The 18,817-nt window shown below is 68.8% G+C and carries 17 protein-coding genes; 11 read left to right on the top strand and 6 right to left on the bottom strand.

The window, feature by feature from the left end:
• From V8688_RS20405 to V8688_RS20430, 6 genes are all read left to right on the top strand, one after another.
• Positions 1-1,806, top strand: a 1,806-nt coding sequence (locus tag V8688_RS20405; RefSeq protein WP_342801473.1) for a hypothetical protein, incomplete at its 5' end; no start/stop codon positions are given.
• Complete coding sequence (locus tag V8688_RS20410) at positions 1,806-2,111, top strand: transposase (RefSeq protein ID WP_255587337.1); 306 nt, start codon at positions 1,806-1,808, stop codon at positions 2,109-2,111. The genes V8688_RS20405 and V8688_RS20410, both read left to right, overlap by 1 nt.
• Before the next feature lie 58 nt (positions 2,112-2,169).
• On the top strand, positions 2,170-3,837 hold the full coding sequence (locus V8688_RS20415; protein WP_218717192.1) for a peptidoglycan DD-metalloendopeptidase family protein: 1,668 nt from the start codon (positions 2,170-2,172) through the stop codon (positions 3,835-3,837).
• A 68-nt stretch (positions 3,838-3,905) separates the two neighbouring features.
• Complete coding sequence (locus V8688_RS20420) at positions 3,906-4,418, top strand: hypothetical protein (RefSeq protein ID WP_218717199.1); 513 nt, start codon at positions 3,906-3,908, stop codon at positions 4,416-4,418.
• 40 nt (positions 4,419-4,458) lie between these two features.
• Positions 4,459-6,282, top strand: a complete 1,824-nt coding sequence (locus tag V8688_RS20425; RefSeq protein WP_218717191.1) for a type IV secretory system conjugative DNA transfer family protein — start codon at positions 4,459-4,461, stop codon at positions 6,280-6,282.
• A gap of 8 nt (positions 6,283-6,290) precedes the next feature.
• A complete protein-coding gene (locus tag V8688_RS20430) occupies positions 6,291-6,704 on the top strand; it encodes a DUF4913 domain-containing protein (protein ID WP_218717190.1) in 414 nt (137 codons plus the stop codon).
• Positions 6,705-6,767: 63 nt separating this feature from the next.
• On the opposite strand, the gene V8688_RS20435 is transcribed toward V8688_RS20430, so the two are convergent.
• Together V8688_RS20435 and V8688_RS20440 are read right to left on the bottom strand one after the other, a co-directional pair.
• Complete coding sequence (locus V8688_RS20435) at positions 6,768-7,310, bottom strand: hypothetical protein (protein WP_218717189.1); 543 nt, start codon at positions 7,308-7,310, stop codon at positions 6,768-6,770.
• Between the two features lie 276 nt (positions 7,311-7,586).
• Positions 7,587-8,492, bottom strand: coding sequence for a peptidylprolyl isomerase (locus V8688_RS20440; protein ID WP_342801474.1), 906 nt, complete (start codon positions 8,490-8,492; stop codon positions 7,587-7,589).
• 85 nt (positions 8,493-8,577) lie between these two features.
• Here V8688_RS20440 and hisS point away from each other — a divergent pair, with 85 nt between their 5' ends.
• The 3 genes from hisS (at position 8,578) to V8688_RS20455 (ending at position 11,671) form a co-directional block, all read left to right on the top strand.
• Positions 8,578-9,852 carry a histidine--tRNA ligase gene (gene hisS, locus V8688_RS20445; protein WP_316575409.1) on the top strand — a complete coding sequence of 425 codons (1,275 nt, stop codon included), beginning with the start codon at positions 8,578-8,580 and terminating at the stop codon, positions 9,850-9,852.
• A 70-nt stretch (positions 9,853-9,922) separates the two neighbouring features.
• Positions 9,923-10,570: a hypothetical protein gene (locus tag V8688_RS20450; RefSeq protein WP_316575345.1), complete on the top strand. Its 648-nt coding sequence runs from the start codon at positions 9,923-9,925 to the stop codon at positions 10,568-10,570.
• 93 nt (positions 10,571-10,663) lie between these two features.
• Positions 10,664-11,671, top strand: coding sequence for a malate dehydrogenase (locus V8688_RS20455; protein WP_316575344.1), 1,008 nt, complete (start codon positions 10,664-10,666; stop codon positions 11,669-11,671).
• Between the two features lie 4 nt (positions 11,672-11,675).
• On the opposite strand, the gene V8688_RS20460 is transcribed toward V8688_RS20455, so the two are convergent.
• Together V8688_RS20460 and V8688_RS20465 are read right to left on the bottom strand one after the other, a co-directional pair.
• A complete protein-coding gene (locus V8688_RS20460) occupies positions 11,676-12,689 on the bottom strand; it encodes an Rv2578c family radical SAM protein (RefSeq protein WP_218717185.1) in 1,014 nt (337 codons plus the stop codon).
• A 51-nt stretch (positions 12,690-12,740) separates the two neighbouring features.
• Positions 12,741-13,520 (bottom strand): NAD(P)H-dependent oxidoreductase, encoded by a 780-nt coding sequence (locus V8688_RS20465; protein ID WP_342801475.1) that lies wholly within the window; start codon positions 13,518-13,520, stop codon positions 12,741-12,743.
• 314 nt (positions 13,521-13,834) lie between these two features.
• Here V8688_RS20465 and V8688_RS20470 point away from each other — a divergent pair, with 314 nt between their 5' ends.
• Positions 13,835-15,448 carry a recombinase family protein gene (locus V8688_RS20470; protein WP_342801490.1) on the top strand — a complete coding sequence of 538 codons (1,614 nt, stop codon included), beginning with the start codon at positions 13,835-13,837 and terminating at the stop codon, positions 15,446-15,448.
• Between the two features lie 9 nt (positions 15,449-15,457).
• On the opposite strand, the gene V8688_RS20475 is transcribed toward V8688_RS20470, so the two are convergent.
• A complete protein-coding gene (locus V8688_RS20475) occupies positions 15,458-15,691 on the bottom strand; it encodes a hypothetical protein (RefSeq protein WP_342801476.1) in 234 nt (77 codons plus the stop codon).
• Positions 15,692-16,818: 1,127 nt separating this feature from the next.
• Between V8688_RS20475 and V8688_RS20480 the strand changes: the two genes are divergently transcribed.
• Positions 16,819-17,352, top strand: a complete 534-nt coding sequence (locus V8688_RS20480) for an NUDIX hydrolase (protein ID WP_342801477.1) — start codon at positions 16,819-16,821, stop codon at positions 17,350-17,352.
• On the opposite strand, the gene V8688_RS20485 is transcribed toward V8688_RS20480, so the two are convergent.
• On the bottom strand, positions 17,339-18,694 hold the full coding sequence (locus tag V8688_RS20485; protein ID WP_342801478.1) for a hypothetical protein: 1,356 nt from the start codon (positions 18,692-18,694) through the stop codon (positions 17,339-17,341). The two genes, V8688_RS20480 and V8688_RS20485, sit on opposite strands and share 14 nt — an antisense overlap.
• Positions 18,695-18,817 lie beyond the last annotated feature (123 nt).

Consider the following 18,817-nt stretch of genomic DNA (forward strand, 5'->3'; position numbering starts at 1 on the left):
AAGGCACCGCGCCCGGTGCGAGGCGATCGGCCCGACGACGCCGCCGACCGGGCGATGGGCGCGGGCCGTTCGGCGAAGTCGCGCAACCGGCCCGACCGGCGCGGCCAGTCCGGCCCCTCGCTGCTCGACGACGCCACCCGCGCCCGCTACGAGATGATCGCCCGCGAGCAGTCGGGACTGCGCGCGGCCTGGGCGACCTTCCGCATCCACACCGACGATCTGCGCCGCAACAACGCGCAGGCACGCAACGAGGCCGTTGTCAGCGACGGATTCGACCGCACCACCGCGGAATTGACCGATCGCGGCTATTCCGGTCCCGGCGGCGGCAAGATGAACGTGGTCGGCCGCCCGGTCGAGTACCGGGCCACCACCGCGCAGGTCGCCGGTCTGTGGCCGTGGTCGGTGGGCGCGGGCGCGCCGCTGATCGGCACCCCGCTCGGCTCGCATCTGCACACCGGCGCCCCGGTCTGCTTCGACCCGATGAACTGGTTCATGCGCGGCAGCTTCATCACCGCGCCGAGCCTGTTCGTGCTCGGCCTCAACGGTTTCGGCAAGTCCTCGCTGGTGCGCCGGATCGTGCTGGGCGGCATCGCTCAGGGCATCACCCCGCTGATCCTGGCCGACGTGAAGCCCGACTACCGCAAGATGGTCGAACTCGTCGGCGGCCAGGTGATCGACCTCGGCTACGGCCACGGCAAGCTGAACCCGCTGGCGGCGGGCGTGCTCGGCTCGGTGGTGCCCCGCCTCGAGGAGTTCCCCGCGCTGCAACGCCAAGTGCTGCAGGACCTGCGGGCCCGCCAGGTGACGCTCATCGCGGGCCTGGTGGAGCTCGTCCGCGGCGCGCGGGTGGCCGATTTCGAGGAGACGCTGATCGCGACCGCGCTGCGCATCCTCTACCAGCCGGGCAGCGGCTACGCCCCCGACAAGCCGCCGATCATGGAGAACCTGCTCGAGGTGATCGTCGGCGGCGGTGCCGAACTCATGCTCGACGCGGGCGCCGACAACGAGGACGAGTACCAGAACGCGATCAAGAACCTGCGGCGCTCGCTGCGCGCGCTCACCCAGGGTCCGTTCGGCGCCATCTTCAACGGCCAGACCACGGTGCCGATCGACACCGGCGCCGTCGCGGTGTGCATCGACGTCTCGCACATCCCCACCGGCGACAAGAAGCTCAAGGCCGCGGTCATGCTGGCCTGCTGGGCCGACGGCTTCGCCTCGGTCGAGGCCGCGCACGTGCTGGCCGACGCGAAACTCGGTCCGCAGCGCTACTTCCAGGTCGTGATGGACGAGCTGTGGCAGGTGCTCGGCCTCGGCGACTTCATGGTCGACCGGGTCGACGAACTGACCCGCCTGCAGCGTGGCCTGGCCACCGCGCTGATCATGATCAGCCACACCATCAAGGACCTGCAGGCGCTCGGTTCCGACGCCGCCATCGCCAAGGCGATCGGCTTCCTGGAACGCGCCCGCGCCAAGATCTTCGGTGCCCTGCCCGCCGAGGAGATCAGCAGGCTCGATTCGACGGTGCCGTTCACCGCCGCCGAACAGGAGATGGTCACCGGTTGGTCGGCGCCCCAGGCGCTCACCGGCGAGGCGCTCAAACCCGGCCAGCAACGGCCGTCGCCGCCCGGTACCGGCAAGTTCCTGCTCAAGATCGGTGAGGATCGCCGTCCCGGTATCCCCTTCCACATGGAGTTCACGGTGTCGGAGAAGGAAAGCGGTATCCACGACACGAACCAGCGGTTCAGCGAGTTCGGCGACAACCCACGCGGCGCACCTGACCCGTCGGCGGACGGGGGTGCGCAATGATGCCGCACCGGTCCTACCGCCGGGTCTCGCCCGAGGTGCGCGATGCCGCGGTCGCGCAGGTCGTCGCGCTGACCGACAAGCTGCGCAGCGAGTCCGAGGCGTGCCGGGTCGTCGCCGAACAGATCGGCGTGCACGCCAATTCGGTGCGCAACTGGGTGCGCGCGGCCGAGGGCCCGAGCCTGGAGCGGATGGACGCCACCGCGCTGCGCCGCAAGGTGGCGCTGCTGCAGCAGCAACTCGCCGCCGCGGCCGAGATGAACCGCACGCTCGCCGACACGCTCAACGAAACCCGGCGCCGCACGTGATCACCGCCGCGGCGGACCCGGATCCCGGCGCCCGGCGCGGAACGCCAGGCGGCGGCCGGTGAACGCCCGCACGATGCTGATGACGGCGCTGGGCTCGGTCATCGGGCTGATCGCGCTCGTGCTGGTCATCGTGCTGCCCTCCTCAGACGAGACCTGCGAGACCACCGGCGTGCTGAGCGGTTCGGCGGCCCCGACGCTGCCGCCGCTGGGTGGCGAGTCGGTCGGTGATTCGCGCGCCGCCGCGTCCGTCACGCCCAGCACGACGGCGAACCCGGCGGTCACCGGCACGCCGTCGCTGGCCGCGGGCGTCGGTCCGCTGCGCCGCACGCTGCCGCTCGAGACCGGCACCTTCACCATCTCCGACGTGTTCGGTTCGCGCGGTGGCGGTCACAAGGGCATCGACATGGCCGCCGCCGACGGCACCACCATCTACTCGGTGTCCGACGGCCGGGTCGTGGCCGCCGGTCCCGCGTCGGGTTTCGGCAACTGGATCGTCGTCGATTCCGTCGACACCAACGGGCGCGCCTTCTCGGCCGTCTACGGCCACATGTGGGACCGCGGCGTGAAGGTGCGCACCGGCGAGACCGTGACCGCGGGACAGCCGATCGGGATGGTCGGCTCGGCGGGCGAATCCAGCGGCCCACACCTGCATTTCGAGATCGTGCCCGGCGGCCGCTTCACCGGTGGCCGCCAGATCGACCCGATGCCCTGGCTCGACGGCGCGCCGACCCCGGATGTCGGTGGCGCGCGGGCCTTCTCGACCGACGCCGACTGTGTGCGCGGCTTCGGCAGCGCGGGCGGCGCGCTCGCCGACGGGAAGGTGCCCGCGGAGCTGGAGATCTGGTACCGCAGGGCGGGCACGGTGTGCCCGGAGATCTCGTCGTCGCTGCTGGCCGCGCAGGCCAAGCAGGAGTCGGGCTTCCGGCGCGGGCTGACCTCGCCCGCCGGCGCGCAGGGTCTGGCCCAGTTCCTGCCCGGCACCGCGGTGAGCATCAATCCCGACGACGGCAAACCCTATGTCATCGACGCCGACGGCAACGGCACGGCCAGCGTGTGGGACGACGGTGACGCGATCATCGGCCAAGCCCGCTACATGTGCGCGATCGCCCACAAGATCGCGGGCTGGATGGCCGCGGGCAGGGTCTCCGGCGACCTGCCCGCGCTGACCCTGGCCGGATACAACGCCGGTGAGGGCGCGGTGCTGGCCTCGGGCGGGATGCCCAATCAGGTGGCGGCGCACTACTCCGAGACCCAGCCGTATGTCACCAACATCTTGTCGATGGAGCCGCAGTATCGCGCGCCGGGCGCGCAGGGCCGGTTCACGCCGGAACAGGGCGCCGGTGGCGCGCAGATCGTCGAGGCCGCTCACGACTGGCTCGGCACCCCGTACGTGTGGGGTGGGGGCGGCGTCCAGGGCCCGAGCAGCGGCGGCTTCGACGCGCCGGGCCTGACCGCCGCCGCGGTGTTCGCGGCGTCCTCGGGCGCGATCATCCTGCCGCGCACCGCCGAGCAACAGTGGGAATCCGGTCGGGAGGTACCGATCTCCAAGATGGCGGTCGGCGATCTGGTGTTCAGCGGGTTCGGGCCGAAGGGCCCGTCGAAGGTGGGGATCTACGCGGGCAACGGTCAGATGATCCAGGCGGTGCCACCGTCGAGCAGCGGTGGCGGCGGTGGCGTCACCGAGGTGGCCGTGCCGGGCGACGCGCGGGCGAGGAGGGTGTTGTGACCACACGTTCCCCGATTCCGGGGATAACCTGGTGGGAGAGAACACGAATCCGCACAATTCCGGCGGTGATGCTCGTGGCGGTCCTGCTCCCGATCGCCGCTTGCGGCGGCGATCCCGATGCCGCGCGCCCGGACTCGGCCACCTCGACCACCCGGCTGCTCGACGCCGCGGCCACGGTCGACCCGACGACGGCCGACGGCGTCGCGGTCGTGGCCCTGCGCGAGATCTACACCTGGAACCCGGCCACCGAACAACCGGGCGAGTCGCTGCAACGCGCGCGAAAATGGCTGGGGCCCAGCATGATACGTATGCTGGACGGTTCGACGGGGGCCACCGACACGCCGAAACCGTCGCTGCAGTGGGCGGACTGGGCCAAGGCGAAGGCACACGTCGAGGCCTTCGCCTTCGCGTCCGGCGAGAAGGCGCCGGCGAGCGCGGATCCTGCGGTGGCGCAGTACAAGATCGGCATCGAGCAGACGGTCGTCTACCCGAACGGGCGGTCCGAGGCCCTCCCGCCGGGCACGGTCATCGCGACCGTGGTGCAGACGCCGCAAGGCTGGCGCCTCGACGCGTTCCGCTGAGCACCCACCACCATCCGACAAGGTCCACAAGGAGGCACACGTGGCGAAGAAGAAGGTGACGGATCCGGCCGCGGTCGGACCCGACACGACGCTGATCCTGATCGTGTTCGGCTTTGCGACGCTGATCACCCTCGCCGTCGCGCTGCACCTGGGCAACGCGCTGTCGGTGGTGCCGCAGAACATTCCGGCCAACCCGATCGCGGTGGTCGCCGATCTGGCGCGCGGCAAACTGCACTGGCCCCGGGCGTCGACGGTGATCGTGCTGCTGGTGATCGCGGCGGTCATCGCCTACGTGGTGGTCCGCAAGCAGCTGAAGAAGCGCGCGGTCAAGGGCAGGCTGTCGATCGACGACAAGGCCGATCACATGGGCACTGGCAGCGCCATCGCCTCGATCACCGAGGCCGGGGTGCGCCAGAAGGCCCTCGATCTCGGGGTGCGGCTGGGCACCAACGACGCGCCGGGCGTGCCGATCGGCGTCGCCGTCGCCGACGGTTCCCCGCTCTACGGCTCCTACGAGGATCTGCACCTCGACATCTGGGGCCCGCGTCAGGGCAAGTCCACCTCGCGCGTGATCCCGGCGATCCTGTCGGCCATCGGTCCGGTGCTGACCACCTCGAACAAGCGCGACGTGGTCGACGCGACCCGGAATGTGCGCGAGGCCAAGGGCAGCGCGACCTTCGTGTTCGACCCGCAGGGCGTGGCGGGCGAACGCCCGGTGTGGTTCTGGGATCCGCTGGCCTGGGTCGATCACCGCAAGGAGGGCTGCGAGATGCGGGCGGCCCGCCTGGCGGGCCACTTCGCCGACGCCGAGAGCGGCGGCGCCGACAACACCGACAGCTTCTTCGATCCCGAGGCCGAGGACCTGCTGGCCGGGCTGTTCCTGGCCGCCGCGATCGCGGGCAAGCCGATCACCCAGGTGTGGGAATGGGTGACCAACCCGCAGAACAGTGAGCCGATCGAGCACCTGCGTGGCGCCGGGCACGACTTCACCGCCTCTGGTCTGGCCATGCAGTACAACGCCGAACAGCGCACCAAGAGCGGCATCTTCGGCACCGCCAAGAAGATGGTGCGCTGCCTGCAGATGTCGAATGTGCACCCGTGGATCACCCGCGGCAGCGGTGATCGGCTGCAGTTCGACGAACTCGAGTTCATCGAGCGCAACGGCACGCTCTACTGCTTGTCGCTGGAGGGCCGTGGCTCGGCGGCGCCGCTGGTCAGCGCGCTGACCGAGGCCGTCATCGATGTGGCCATGCGCAAGGCCTCGCTGTCGTCCGGTGGGCGGCTGCCGATTCCGCTGCTCGCGGTGCTCGACGAGGCGGCGAACGTGGTGCGCTGGAAGGATCTGCCCAAGCAGTACAGCCACTTCGGCTCGCGCGGCATCGTGGTGATGACGGTGCTGCAGTCCTGGGCACAGGGTGCGCGCTGCTGGGGCGACGCGGGCATGAGCGCGCTGTGGTCGGCGGCCAACATCAAGGTGCTCGGCAGCGGTGTCGACGACATGGCGTTCCTGCGCGACCGGTCCGAGGCGATCGGCGAGTACGACTCGATCTCGCAGTCGATGTCGCAGTCGGGCAGCAGCAAGAGCTACTCGCGCTCGCTCAGCTCCTCGGTGACCTTCACCGCGCAGGGCCTGGCGACGCTGCCGCGCGGTCGCGCGGTGGTGTTCACCTCGGGGCAGCCCGCCGTGCTGGTCCGGACCGTGCCCTGGTGGGAAGGGGAGTACGCCGCGGCGGTCAAACAGTCGATCGAGTACAACGATCCGACCCGCAAGACCCGCATCGACGATCTGATCGGAACGCCGGTGCTGTCGAATTCCACTCCGCCGGAGCAGTACGGCGACGTCGAGGAGGTCAAGCCGCTGTGAATCAGCCGATGCCCGGATCCAACGACCTCACCAACGGCTATCCCAATGTCGTGGAGTTCGTCAACGGCTACCTGAGCAAGGTGTACCGCAGGCAGGTCACCGATATCAGCGACACCGTGTGGTGCCCCGAATGGTGGCGCCACACCGAGGCGGTCATCCGCCTCGACGCGCTGTGGCAGGCCTGGGAGCACTATCGGCTCGAGGGCGGGCCGGGAATCAGCGTGTGGTTCCTCGACCACGCCGACCAGCACATGGCCAAGTTGTTCGATCCCCGTGGGCCGTTCAAGTACTGCAGCGTGCGCAACGGGCACAAGAGCATGCTGGATCCGCTGCCGTTGCGCGACCAGGAGGGCGCGGATCAGGAGATGTTCTCCGATCCGGAGGTCACCGAGCCGTGGCTCAAGACCAAGCCGACGCTGTAGCCGCGCGGTGATCGTCGCGGGCGGCCGGTGCTCCGGCCGCCCGGCGACGCATGTTCGCCGGGGTCAGCGCCCGCGTTCGAGGCCACGCGGATCGATACCGCGTTCGATGCCGGTGCGGCGGGCGCCCGCGTTCGTGCGGCGGATCGCCTCGTCCGGCGAGATGCCCTGTCCCATCTCGACGAGCATGCGCACCTCGGCCAATTCCGGTGCGACGCCCGCCCGTTCGAGATGGGCGGCGATGGCCGCGCGCCGCTCGACGGAGTCGTAGCCCAACTGAGGCGCCTGCGCGGCCTTCGCGGCGGCGCCGCTCGCGAAGGGGGAGGACGGGTCCTTCTCCAGGGTCAGTCCCCGCGGCTGGCTCGACTTGGCGCCGACCGACATCATCTGCACCAGTTCGAGATTGCGCGGGTCCTTGGCCTTCAGCTCGCGCGCCTCGCGGATCTGCAACTCGCGGGCTTCCTTCATCTTCGCCTCGACCGCCTTGGCGCGGGCCTCGGCCTCTTTCTGACCGTGCTCACGCGACTTGAGGGCGACCAGGGTGGCCATCTGCAGCATGATGCGCATCATGGACGCCGTTTCGCTGCCGATGTCGTCGAGTTCCGCCATGACTGCTCCCCGATGCTGCTGTGGAAGTGGACATCTGAGACTACCGCGCGAAGGACACGACTGTATGTCTGGCGGAGCCACGCACGGGAGGTGTCGAGAAGTTTCGGCCGACATGGAGTGGCGGGGGAGAAAGTACGGTGTTCGAGGCTGTCGGCCGGATGAAACGTAGGATTGCCTTGCCTCTGATGATCTTCTGGCGGTGTCGGGGCCGGAAATCCGGAAACGGGCCGGACGCCATGGTGGCGTCCGGCCCGTTTCGCGCTGCGTGTGGTGGTGTCAGCCCACCTTGACGGTGTTGAAGCTGATCGGCATCTTCGGCTTGCCGCCGCCGGCCGACATGGATCCGTCGTCGCCCGCGGCGCCGACCTTCTCCAGCGTCGTCAGGCCCGCCTCGTCGATGGTGCCGAAGATCGTGTACTTCGGCGGCAGGATGGTGTCGCCGTAGACCAGGAAGAACTGGCTGCCGTTGGTGCCCTCGGGGGTCAGGCCCGAGTTGGCCATCGCGATCACGCCACGCTTGTACTTGATCGGGCTGTTGAGCGCGGGATCGTTGTCCGGATCGGTCGTCGGGAACTGATCGGTCGGGTACTCGTTGGCGAAGCTGTAGCCCGGCCCGCCCATGCCGCTGGCGGTGGGGTCGCCGCACTGCAGCATCTCGAAGCCCTCCTCGGCCGAGATGCGGTGGCAGCTAGTGTTGTCGAAGTAGCCCTGCTGCGCCAGGCTCACGAAACTGTTGACGGTGCACGGCGATTCGGCACTGTCGAGCTCGAGGCCGATCGGTCCCTGGGTGGAATCGATGGACACCTTGGTCTTCGGCGCGTCGGGGCCGGAGGCGACCGTGGTGGTGCTCGGCGGCGCGACCGGCTTGCTCGCGGGCTCCGCGCCGACGGGGTAGGCGCAGGTGACGGTGGCCGGCTTGGCGGCGACCGCGGGCGCGTCGGCGGCCGGGGGTAGTTCACGCTTGCTGGTGGCCGAGGTGCTCGCGGTGGCCGAGGAATCCGCCTCGTCGCCGCCCTTGGTGAGGAAGTACACGCCGGTCACGGCGGCGGCGACCACGATCACACCCAGTACCGAGCCCGCGATCACCAGGCGCTTGCGCTTCTTCTCCTGCTCGGCCCGTCGTGCCAGCTGGCGCTCCAGCTTGCGCTTGGCCGCCGCCCGTCGCTGTTCGTTACTCGGCACTACCGCGTTCCTCCCGTGTCGTCAGGTTCGTCTAGAGGGTAACCGGTTGGACTCGAGGGGCGCCCGTGGGGAAAACTGGATGATCGTGACCAAGACCAGCAGCTTCACCGCCCCGAAGGGGGTCCCGGATTACGTGCCGCCCGGCTCGGCCGAGTTCGTCGCCGTGCGCGACGGCTTGATCCACGCCGCCCGACTCGCCGGGTACGGGCACATCGAGCTGCCGGTATTCGAACAGACCGCCCTGTTCGCGCGTGGTGTCGGTGAGTCGACCGACGTGGTCAGCAAGGAGATGTGGACCTTCGCCGACCGCAACGGCGAGAGCTTCACCCTGCGTCCCGAAGGCACCGCGGGCGTCATGCGCGCGGTGATCCAGCACGGCTTGGACAAGAGCGGCCAGCTGCCGCTCAAGCTGTGCTACGCCGGGCCGTTCTTCCGCTACGAGCGCCCGCAGGCCGGCCGCTACCGGCAGTTGCAGCAGGTGGGCATCGAGGCGATCGGCGTCGACGACCCCGCGCTGGACGCGGAGGTCATCGCGATCGCCGACGCCGGGTTCCGCGGCCTCGGCCTGGACGGCTTCCGTCTCGAGATCACCTCGCTGGGCGATGAGACCTGCCGCCCGCAGTACCGGGAGCTGCTGCAGGAGTTCCTGCTCGGGCTCCCGCTCGACGAGGAGACCCGTCGCCGCGCCCAGATCAACCCGCTGCGCGTCCTCGACGACAAGCGGCCGGAGGTGCGCGAGCTGACCGCGAACGCGCCGTTGATGATCGATCACCTCTCCGAGTCGGCGAAGACACACTTCGAGCAGGTGCTGGCCCACCTCGACGCCCTCGGCGTGCCCTACGTGGTGAACCCGCGCATGGTCCGCGGCCTGGACTACTACACCAAGACCACCTTCGAATTCGTGCACGACCAGTTGGGCGCGCAGTCCGGCATCGGTGGTGGCGGCCGCTACGACGGACTGATGGCCGAGCTCGGCGGGCAGCCGCTGTCGGGCATCGGTTTCGGCATCGGTGTCGACCGGACCGTGCTGGCGCTGGCGGCCGAGGGCAAGGCCGCGGCCGATCCGGCGCGCTGCCAGGTGTACGGCATCGCGCTCGGTGACGCCGCCAAGGCGCGACTGGTCGCCCTGGCCGGCGCGCTGCGCGGCGCGGGCATCAGCGTCGACCTGGCCTACGGCGGGCGCGGGATGAAGGGTGCGATGAAGGGCGCCGACCGCTCCGGCGCGAAATTCACCCTGGTGCTGGGTGATCGCGATCTGGAGGAGAACTCGATCGGGGTCAAGGAGATGGCGACCGGCGAGCAGCGGCAGGTGCCCCTGGGCGAGGTCGTGGGAGTGCTGCGCTCCGCGCTCGGACACTGAGCCCGGCGATCCGGGGCGCGGTAGTCTGACCGCGCCTCGGGTCGGACGGGCCGCCCGGGTGGAGAGGGACATGGTGGACGGGGAGTCCGGGCGGGCGGGAACGGAACCGGTCGGCATCGACCTGGTCGCGCCCGAGGTGTTCGCGCCGATGTTGCGCAGGCTCGCGCTGGCCGCGATCGGTGTCGGCGTGGGCGTGACGCTGCTGTCCGCGCTGTGGTTGAGCTGGCCGTTCGCGATCGTCCTCGGACTGGTCGTTGCCGTGCCGACCCTCGGTTACGTATTCGCGTTCCGGCGCAGGCGGATGTGGTTGAGCGGCACCGAGATCCGCGCGCACCGGCTCTTCGGGGAGCGGCGCGTCGACCTCGCGCGGGCGACCGGCGTGCAGCTGCTGGTCTACCCCGGCCGGCTCAGCCGGATCGTGCTGAAGGTGACCGTCGGCGCCGACATCCAGGTGGTGCCGCTGGCGATGTACACCGATTCCGGCAGCGGACGCGAACTGCATGTACTCGGGCTGCGCAAGCTCGCCGACGCGCTGGCCGCCAGTGAGCTCGCCGCCGCCGTCGCCGTGTCGGAGGTGCTGGTGCAGCAGTTGCGGGCCGAGGCGCGCGATGCGGGGCTGGGGGAGCGGCCGCTGTATCGCGGTGTGCGGCTGGTCCGGGCCAAGGACGCGGTGTCGCCGGTCGTGCTGACCGATGCCGAGGTCGCCGAACTCGTCTGACCCGCGTGGTGTTCTGCCTCACGGATCCCGGTTCGGGGCGGGGTGACTGATTAGCGTGGGAGGCGCCAAGTCGTCCAGTGCGAGGAGTCGGTCGTGAGCAACCCAGCCAGCAGAACTCCGGTCACCGTCAGCGTCACCGGTGGTGCGGGACAGATCGCCTACGGACTGCTGTTCCGGATCGCCGCGGGCGCGATGCTCGGGCACGACACCCCGGTGCGCTTGCGGCTGCTCGAGGTGCCTGCCGCGGTGCGCGCCCTCGAGGGGGTCGCGATGGAACTCGAGGACGGCGCGTTCCCGCTGCTGTCCTCGATCGAGATCACCGACGATCCGTCGGTCGGGTTCGACGGCGCGAGCGTGGCGCTGCTCGTCGGTGCCCGCCCGCGTGGCCCCGGCATGGAGCGCGGCGACCTGCTCGCCGCGAACGGGCCGATCTTCACCGGTCAGGGCGCCGCGATCAATGCCGTCGCCGCTTCGGACGTGCGGGTGCTCGTCGTCGGAAATCCCGCCAACACCAACGCTTACATCGCGATGCGCAACGCGCCCGACGTACCGGCCGACCGCTTCACCGCGCTCACCCGCCTCGACCACAATCGCGCCATCGCCCAGCTGGCCGCGCGCACCGGCGCCCCGGCGGCCGATATCGCCCGGATGGCGGTGTGGGGCAACCACTCCGCGACCCAGTTCCCCGATCTGACGCACGCCACCGTCGCGGGCAAGCCCGCGCCGGAACTGGTCGAGCCGCAGTGGGTGCGGGAGGTCTTCGTGCCGACCGTGCAGCAGCGCGGTACCGCGATCATCAAGGCCCGCGGCGCGTCCTCGGCTGCCAGCGCGGCCAGCGCCGCCATCGACCACCTCCACGACTGGGTCCTCGGCACGCCCGCCGACGACTGGACCTCGATGGCCGTGCCCTCCGACGGCTCCTACGGCGTGCCGAAGGGATTGGTCAGCTCGTTCCCGGTCACCTGCGTCGGTGGGCAGTACCGCATCGTCGACGACTTGGACCTCGACGACTACGCGCGGGCCGAGATCGACGCCAGTGTCGCCGAACTGGTCGCCGAGCGGGACGCGGTGATCGATCTCGGGTTCGCCACCGCGCCGTGACCGCTCAGCCGAACAGGGCGAGCTGCTCGCTCGGCGGCACCGGGACCGGCGCCGCCGGGACGGTTCGGCCCTGCGGGCGGCGCAGGTCGTAGGCGGTCAGCAGTGGGTCGACCCGTTCGCGCAGCCAGGAGCTGTAGGCGGGCGTGACGTTCCCGCCGCGCCCGTAGAGCTGCCGGTAGCGGCGCACCAGTGCCGGATGTTCGGCGGCCAGCCAGCCGAGGAACCAGCCGCGGGTGCTGCCGCGCAGATGCAGGCCGAAGGCCGTGGCGCTGTCGGCGCCCGCGTCGGCGATGGCGGCGAACAAGGCGTCGAGGTGGGCGCTGCCGTCGGTCAGGCAGGGGATGATCGGCGCCACCATGACATGGACGGCGAAGCCGGCGTCGGCCAGCGCGCGGACCAGGTCCAGGCGCGCGCGAGGCGTCGGCGTGCCCGGCTCCAGGCTGCGGTGCAGTTGCTCGTCGAGGATGGCGATCGACACCGCCACGCTCACCTCCACCCGCCGCGCGGCCGCCGTGAGCAGCGGCAGATCCCGGCGCAGCAGCGGCCCCTTGGTGAGGATGGAGAACGGCGTCCCGGAATCGGCGAGGGCGCCGATGATGCCGGGCATCAGCCGGTAGCGTCCTTCGGCCCGCTGGTACGGGTCGGTATTGGTGCCCAGCGCCACCGGCTCACGCTGCCAGGACCGCCGGGTCAGCTCCTTGCGCAGCACCGCCGCCACATTCGTCTTCACCACGATCTGCGAATCGAAGTCCTCGCCCGCGTCCAGCCCCAGGTACTCGTGACTGCCCCGCGCGAAGCAGTAGCGGCAGGCGTGCGAGCACCCCCGCATCGGATTGATCGTCCAGCGGAACGGCAGCGACGAACTCTCGGGCATCTTGTTCAGCGCGCTCTTGCACAGCACCTCGTGGAAGGTGATGCCGTCGAACTCGGGCGTTCGGACGGTGCGCACCAGCCCCGCCCGGGTCAGTCCGGGCAGGGCGCCGTCCTCGGCGTCGAGAGTCTGCGCTTGCCACCGCATACCGTGAGTCGAACATGTGTTCGATGAAGTGTCAAGCGCGGCGCGGTCCGGTCAGTCGCGCACATGCAGGCCGAAACCGGTGCGGCCCGCCGGTTCCAGGCCCGGCTCGAGCTGCAGCGAGGGAATCTCGTAATCGCCGAAGTTCTGCCGCCGGAACGGAATCGGCGCGGTCGAGGCCAGCGCCCGCAGCCGCCGCTGCCAGGCTGCGGCGAGGTCGGGATAGTCCGCCTCGGTGATCTTGTCGGCGCCGTACACCACGAACGGCGGCAGCGATTCGATGCCGGGGTAGAAGAGGATGCCGTGCTGGATCGGGAACAGCAGATCCTCGATCGGGCCGTTGATACCGCGCGCGGCGTAGTGCGCCTCGGGGCCACCGACGGTCACCGACAGCAGGGCCCTCTTGCCCGCGAGGGTGCCTTCGCCGTAGCGCTCGCCGTATCTGGTGTCGCTGTGCTCACCGACGCCGTAGGCGAAGCGGTAGGTGAACACCCGATCCACCCAGCCTTTGAGGATCGCGGGCATCGAGTACCACCACAGTGGGAACTGGAAGACGATCACGTCGGCCCACAGCAGCTTCTCCTGCTCGGCGCGCACCTCGGGGGCGAGCGTGCCCGCCTCGAAGGCGCGGCCCGAATCCAGGACGACCCGCAGCGGATCGGAGGCGTCGGGACCATAGTCGTCGGCGTCGACGACGGCCTTCCAGTTCATCCCGTACAGGTCGCTCACCTGGACTTCGTGTCCCTCGCCCGCCAGCGTGGCGACCGCGACTTCGGTGAGCGCGCCGTTGAGCGACTTCGGCTCCGGATGGGCGTGGACGATCAGTGCTTTCATCGGAACTCCTTCGGATCGGATGACGTCGATCCTGGGCGCCGCGCGGGCATGCGTTCAGGGGCGCCGCGTCCGTCGGACGGGACTTCCTGGTACCGGCAGGGCCACCTTCACCGCCCCCGCCGGGGCCATACTCGAGATCATGGACGACCTCGCTGGATTTCTGCGGACCCGGCGTTCCCGGGTCGACCCGGTGGCTGTCGGCATCCCCGTCGACCGGCACCGCCGGGTCGACGGATTACGCCGCGAGGAGGTCGCGCACCTGTCGGGGGCTAGTATGTTATTAGTAGCCCCTTACCCGTTGGGGAGTGAATATCATGGAAAAACCGCAGGTCACGGCCGGTAAAGATCTGGTGCTGGATATCTATGCGCGGGTGTCACGGGTGGGTGATGAACGGCAACGGTCCACCGGTGGGCAGGTCGATGACTGCACGGTGCGGGTGCGGGATCTGGGCGCGACGGTGGGGCGGGTGCATGTCGATGACGGGCGTTCGGCGTGGAATCCGAGTGTGCGGCGGCCGAAGTGGGATGCGCTGATGGCGCGACTGGAGTCCGGGGAGACCGGCGGGGTGGTGGTGTTCGACATGGCTCGGTTCTCCCGTCGCCCGATCGAGGGTGAACGGTTGATCCTGGCCGCCGAGCGGGGCCTGGTCGTGCTGGACAGCGAGGGCGAGTACGACCTGGAAACCGCGAACGGCCGCAAGGCTTTTCGTGACCAGCTCAACGCAGCGGCCTACGAATCGGACCGCCTGTCGTCACGGGTGAAGCGCGGTAAACGAGTGAAAGTTGCCCGCGGGGAGTCGAATCATTCGCACCGCCCCTACGGCTACGAACGCGACGGGATCACCGTTCGCGAGTCCGAGGCGGCGATCGTGCGCGAGATGGTCGCTCGGGTGCTGGACAAACAGGTGGGCATTCAGGCGAAAACGCAAGCGGGCCAAGACACGACGACAGCGGCGAAAGAGGACGCGATCGGCTACAAGACGATCGCGGCGGACTTGAACCGGCGCGGGATCACCACCCGCACCGGTGCCGCCTGGAGTGGGGAAAAGATCAAGCGAGTGGTGTTCAACCCGCGTTACGCCGGATACGTGACCCACCACGGCGAGATCGTCACCACCATGACTGATGCGAATCCGCTCATCACACCGCAGCAGTGGGAGCGGCTGTGCGCACTGCGCGACACCACCCCGGTCGGTCGGCCCCCGACCGCGGACTACCTGTGCTCGGGGCTAGTGCACTGCGGATTGTGCGGGAAGGGTTTGACCGGCCGCCCCCAGTACGGACGCAACTACCCCGACGGGGAGGTGCGTCGCCGCTACATCTGCCAGAAGCGCCAGACCGGGGGCGGCTGCAACCGTGTCTCGGTCGACGCCCGCACCCTGGACCAGGAGGTAGGCGCGCTGGTGGTGGCGACACTGTCGGACCCTCGCCATGCCGATGCGTTGATCGCCGCTGCCGATGATCTGGCCAAACGCCGCCGTCCGATCGCTGATGCGCTGGCCGAGGCGCGCGAGACCGCGACGGTGATGTCGGCGCGGCTGGGCAAGGGCGAGATCAGCCTCGACCGCTACGACACGGTGATGGCCGGGGTCGATGCCCGCATCGCCAAGCTCACCGCCGAACTCGACGCCCTCGACGCCGATACCGACATCGATGACTCCCCGGCCGTGCGCGCGGAATCCGCACAGGCATGGGCACAACAGTGGGAGGATGCGGGCACCGCCGACAAACGCGCCATGATCAAACGCGCCCTGCACGGCAGCCGCCTCGTGATCGACCCGGCCACCACGGCAGGACCGACGTTCGACCGGTCCCGAATCCGGCTGGTGGACAAGAACACACCCGCACCGTGGGCGCAGGACGGCCCCGGTGCCCGCGTCAAGGATGCCGCGGGCACCGGGGCGGGGGACGGCGTTTCTGCTGCCTGACGCGGCCCGTCAGGCAGCGTTCGGGTACTGGTGCGGGTCGCTACCGTTGTCGGTGGCGGCCCGTTTCCGTGCCCGGACACGGTCCAGGACAGCGGCGATCGCGTCGAGCTGGGCACGGGCCAAGGGCTCGCGGTCGGCCACGACCTGTCGCCAGTGCTCGATCCGGTCGGGGTCCAGCGGCACCACCACCGACCGCTCACGGTCCGGGGGCGAGGGCGGGCTGGGTGTGGGGGTATCGGTCACGGCAGGCCTCCCGAGGGTGGGTGTGAACGAGTTCGGTCCTCACTTATCTACTGCCGAAAAAAGGCCCGAATCGGGACACCATGTCGAGCCACGTTGTCATAACGATTCCGACACCGAGACAACAGAACCCGCCCGCGAGGCCATGTGGCCGAGGCGATGCGAACAGAACGAACACACTCGTCGCGCCCGGCACCGGAGACGCGCCAACGAGCGCAGGCGATGACACCGACAACACCGGCCCGAATAGGAGGGGTGCAGGCGAATGGGGAACCGGCAGAGCAACGCAGAACAGACACACAAAGCCCGCGATAATCCGCGAGAATGCCCCCGAAAGCCATGTCTATACATTCTGATGTATAGACAATCCACGATGATATCCGCCCGGATATGCGCCCTCTGACCTGCACGGATGCGGTTGCGGGGTGCGTCGATTTAATCCTCCCACCGAATACTTCATCGAAACCCACCATGGAACGTGCCATGGAAAAATTTTCATCGAGCCACTCACCCCGGGGCACCGAACGCGAACCGCCCCAACAGCTCACAGCGTGGGGCTCGAACCCGGTCGGCACAGACGGAACAAGGAACTGGGCGGCGGGCCAGCTCCTCCGCATAGGCACGAGTCAGCGCCGGGCGCATGTCTATTACATATACTGTAATAGACAATCCTGGATAACACCCGCGCGCGGATATGCCCCGCTACCTGCGGATACGAGGCGTGTAGGTGGGGCCATTTGGTCGCCCCCCGCATTTCGCCCCGCGTTTCCCCCCACAAAAACCCACGCATTGACCACGACCTGACACGAACACCCCCACCTAGCAGCAACGAGCCCGCAAATATCGCCGCCGACCCCTCCGGACAGCCACACCTCAGCCGTGAGGCCGGTCGAAAACGGCAGCTACCGAACCACATCCAGACCCACCCGGGATCACTCCCCGAACCTATCCGCAGCCTATCCAAAACCTATCTGTTTCATATCCTGGCCGACACAACTACAGCTCAAGGGTCTGAAGCGTGCAGGGTGTGACGGTCGAAGTACTACGCCGGCAAGCACAGGCAAAGCAGCGCCGGCGACGCCCGCACTCGGCGATTCCGTTCTGCCATCGCCTTCCACTACCGTCGAGGCATGAGCGATACCCAGTGGACGATCCTCGGTGAGCAGGTACTCGACGAGAACCGGCACATCCGGTTGTCGACAGCCGATATCCGTCTGCCGGACGGGGTGGAGTTCACCCAGTACGTCGCCAGGATGCCCCGGTGCGCGATGACGCTGGTACTCAATGAATCCCAGGAGGTACTGCTGATGTACCGGCACCGGTGGATCATCGACAAGTGGGTTTGGGAACTGCCCGGCGGCTATGTCGACCACGCCGAAGACGTGGCCGAAGCGGCGGCGCGCGAGGTCGAGGAGGAAACCGGGTGGCGTCCGTGCACCATGGAACACCTGGTGACCTACCAACCCGCGATCGGCACCCTTGACCAGCCACAGGAGGTGTATCTCGCTCGCGGTGCCGACCTCACCGACACACGTCCGGACATCAACGAAGCCGAGGCGATTCGGTGGGTGCCCCTCGATGAGGCTGTGCAGATGATCGACCGTGGCGAAATCATCGGCGCGGCAACTGTCGTCGGCGTGTACCGAGCACTCACACTGACTTAGCCTCCGCCACCCGTTGCCGGAAGTCCGCCACTTCCGGCATTTCCGCGAAGGGAGCGAGGCGCGCCCGTACATCACGCAGGTAAGCATGCGTTCGGCGGGACTCCACACCACCGGACAATTCGAGCGCCCGCGAGCCGACCCGGACCGCTTCCCGCGGGTCTTCGACCGCGAGGCTCGACGCGAGCAGACACAAGTTGAACACGCGCCCACGCTGGTACCCATCGCTCATGTCCAGCGACGCCCGCGCCAGTCCCGCTGCACGATCGTGGTCGCCGAGATCTTGGAAACATTGACCTGCTTTGGCGGACATGTACGCCGAGTCGAGGTAGTTCAACCAGCTGGGGCGGTTCGCTTCGCCCCGATCGAACGCGCGCTCGGCCTCGTTGAGCGATGCACCGCAAGACCGTTCGTCGGATCGCGCGGCATGCCCATGGGCTTCGACCATGTGGCAACCGGCCTCCAACACCGGCAGGCCCGCAGCGCGCGCCGCTATCCGTGCAGCACGGGCGAGATCGATCGCATCACCGGGGCGGCCGACATAGGTTGCCTGATGACTCATCGCGGCAAGAATCTCCGCACTCAGCGCAGCATCTCCGGCTGCGCGCGCCATCCGCAAGGACTGGATCAAATACCTTTGCGCGAGGCCATGTTCTTCGAGGTCGTAGGCGGCCCAACCCGCCAGCTTCGTCAGCTCGGCCGCTACTGCGAATAGCCGCCGTCCGATTTCTTCGGTGTAGCTGCCGCGCAGCAGCGGAGTCACCGAGGTGTGCAGGTAGTGCACAACCGTGGATCGCACCTTGCCACCACCGACCTGGTTGTCGAGCTCACCGAACGCCGTGGTCATCGTTCGCACAGCGTCGATGTCAGCACCCCCGACGCGGCGCAGACCGCTCGATGAGACCGGGTGTTCAGCGCCCGGCAGGGTCAGCCACCGCATGCTTGCGGCCGGGTAGACCGCGACGGCGTAGGCAGTGCCCTCCAGGAACCGGCGACGCTCCACATCACTCCTCCACAACGCGGTCGCCGAGGCGGTCGCCTCCACGAGGCTCAACGAGAATTCCAATCCCACGTCCGGCGACTCCGCGCCGGACATACCGCAATCTGCGGGCACCACACGACGACCACACAATTCGGTGAGCACGTCTGCAATCAGATTTGGCCCCGGCTGCGTCGGCTGCTCACCGGTCAGCCATCGACCGACCGATGTGTGGTCGTAGCGGAGCTCAATGCCAATTGATCTGCCACGCTCGACAATTCGGCGCGCAAATCCTTTCCGGCTTACCCGGATCTCGGCGAGTAGTTCCGCTAGCTGATGGTTTGGCTGCTTGGGGTGTCGACCCATATTCGCAGTGTGGCACGGCGACCCCCACAGTGACGACCATCGGCCGATTCCGCACACCCCCGGCGCACACACCTGCCCGCTGCGCGCGCCTTTCATGCTGCCACCGAACGAGATGTGCTGGAA

The organism is Nocardia sp. No.11 (assembly GCF_038752175.1).
GTDB lineage: Bacteria > Actinomycetota > Actinomycetes > Mycobacteriales > Mycobacteriaceae > Nocardia > Nocardia canadensis.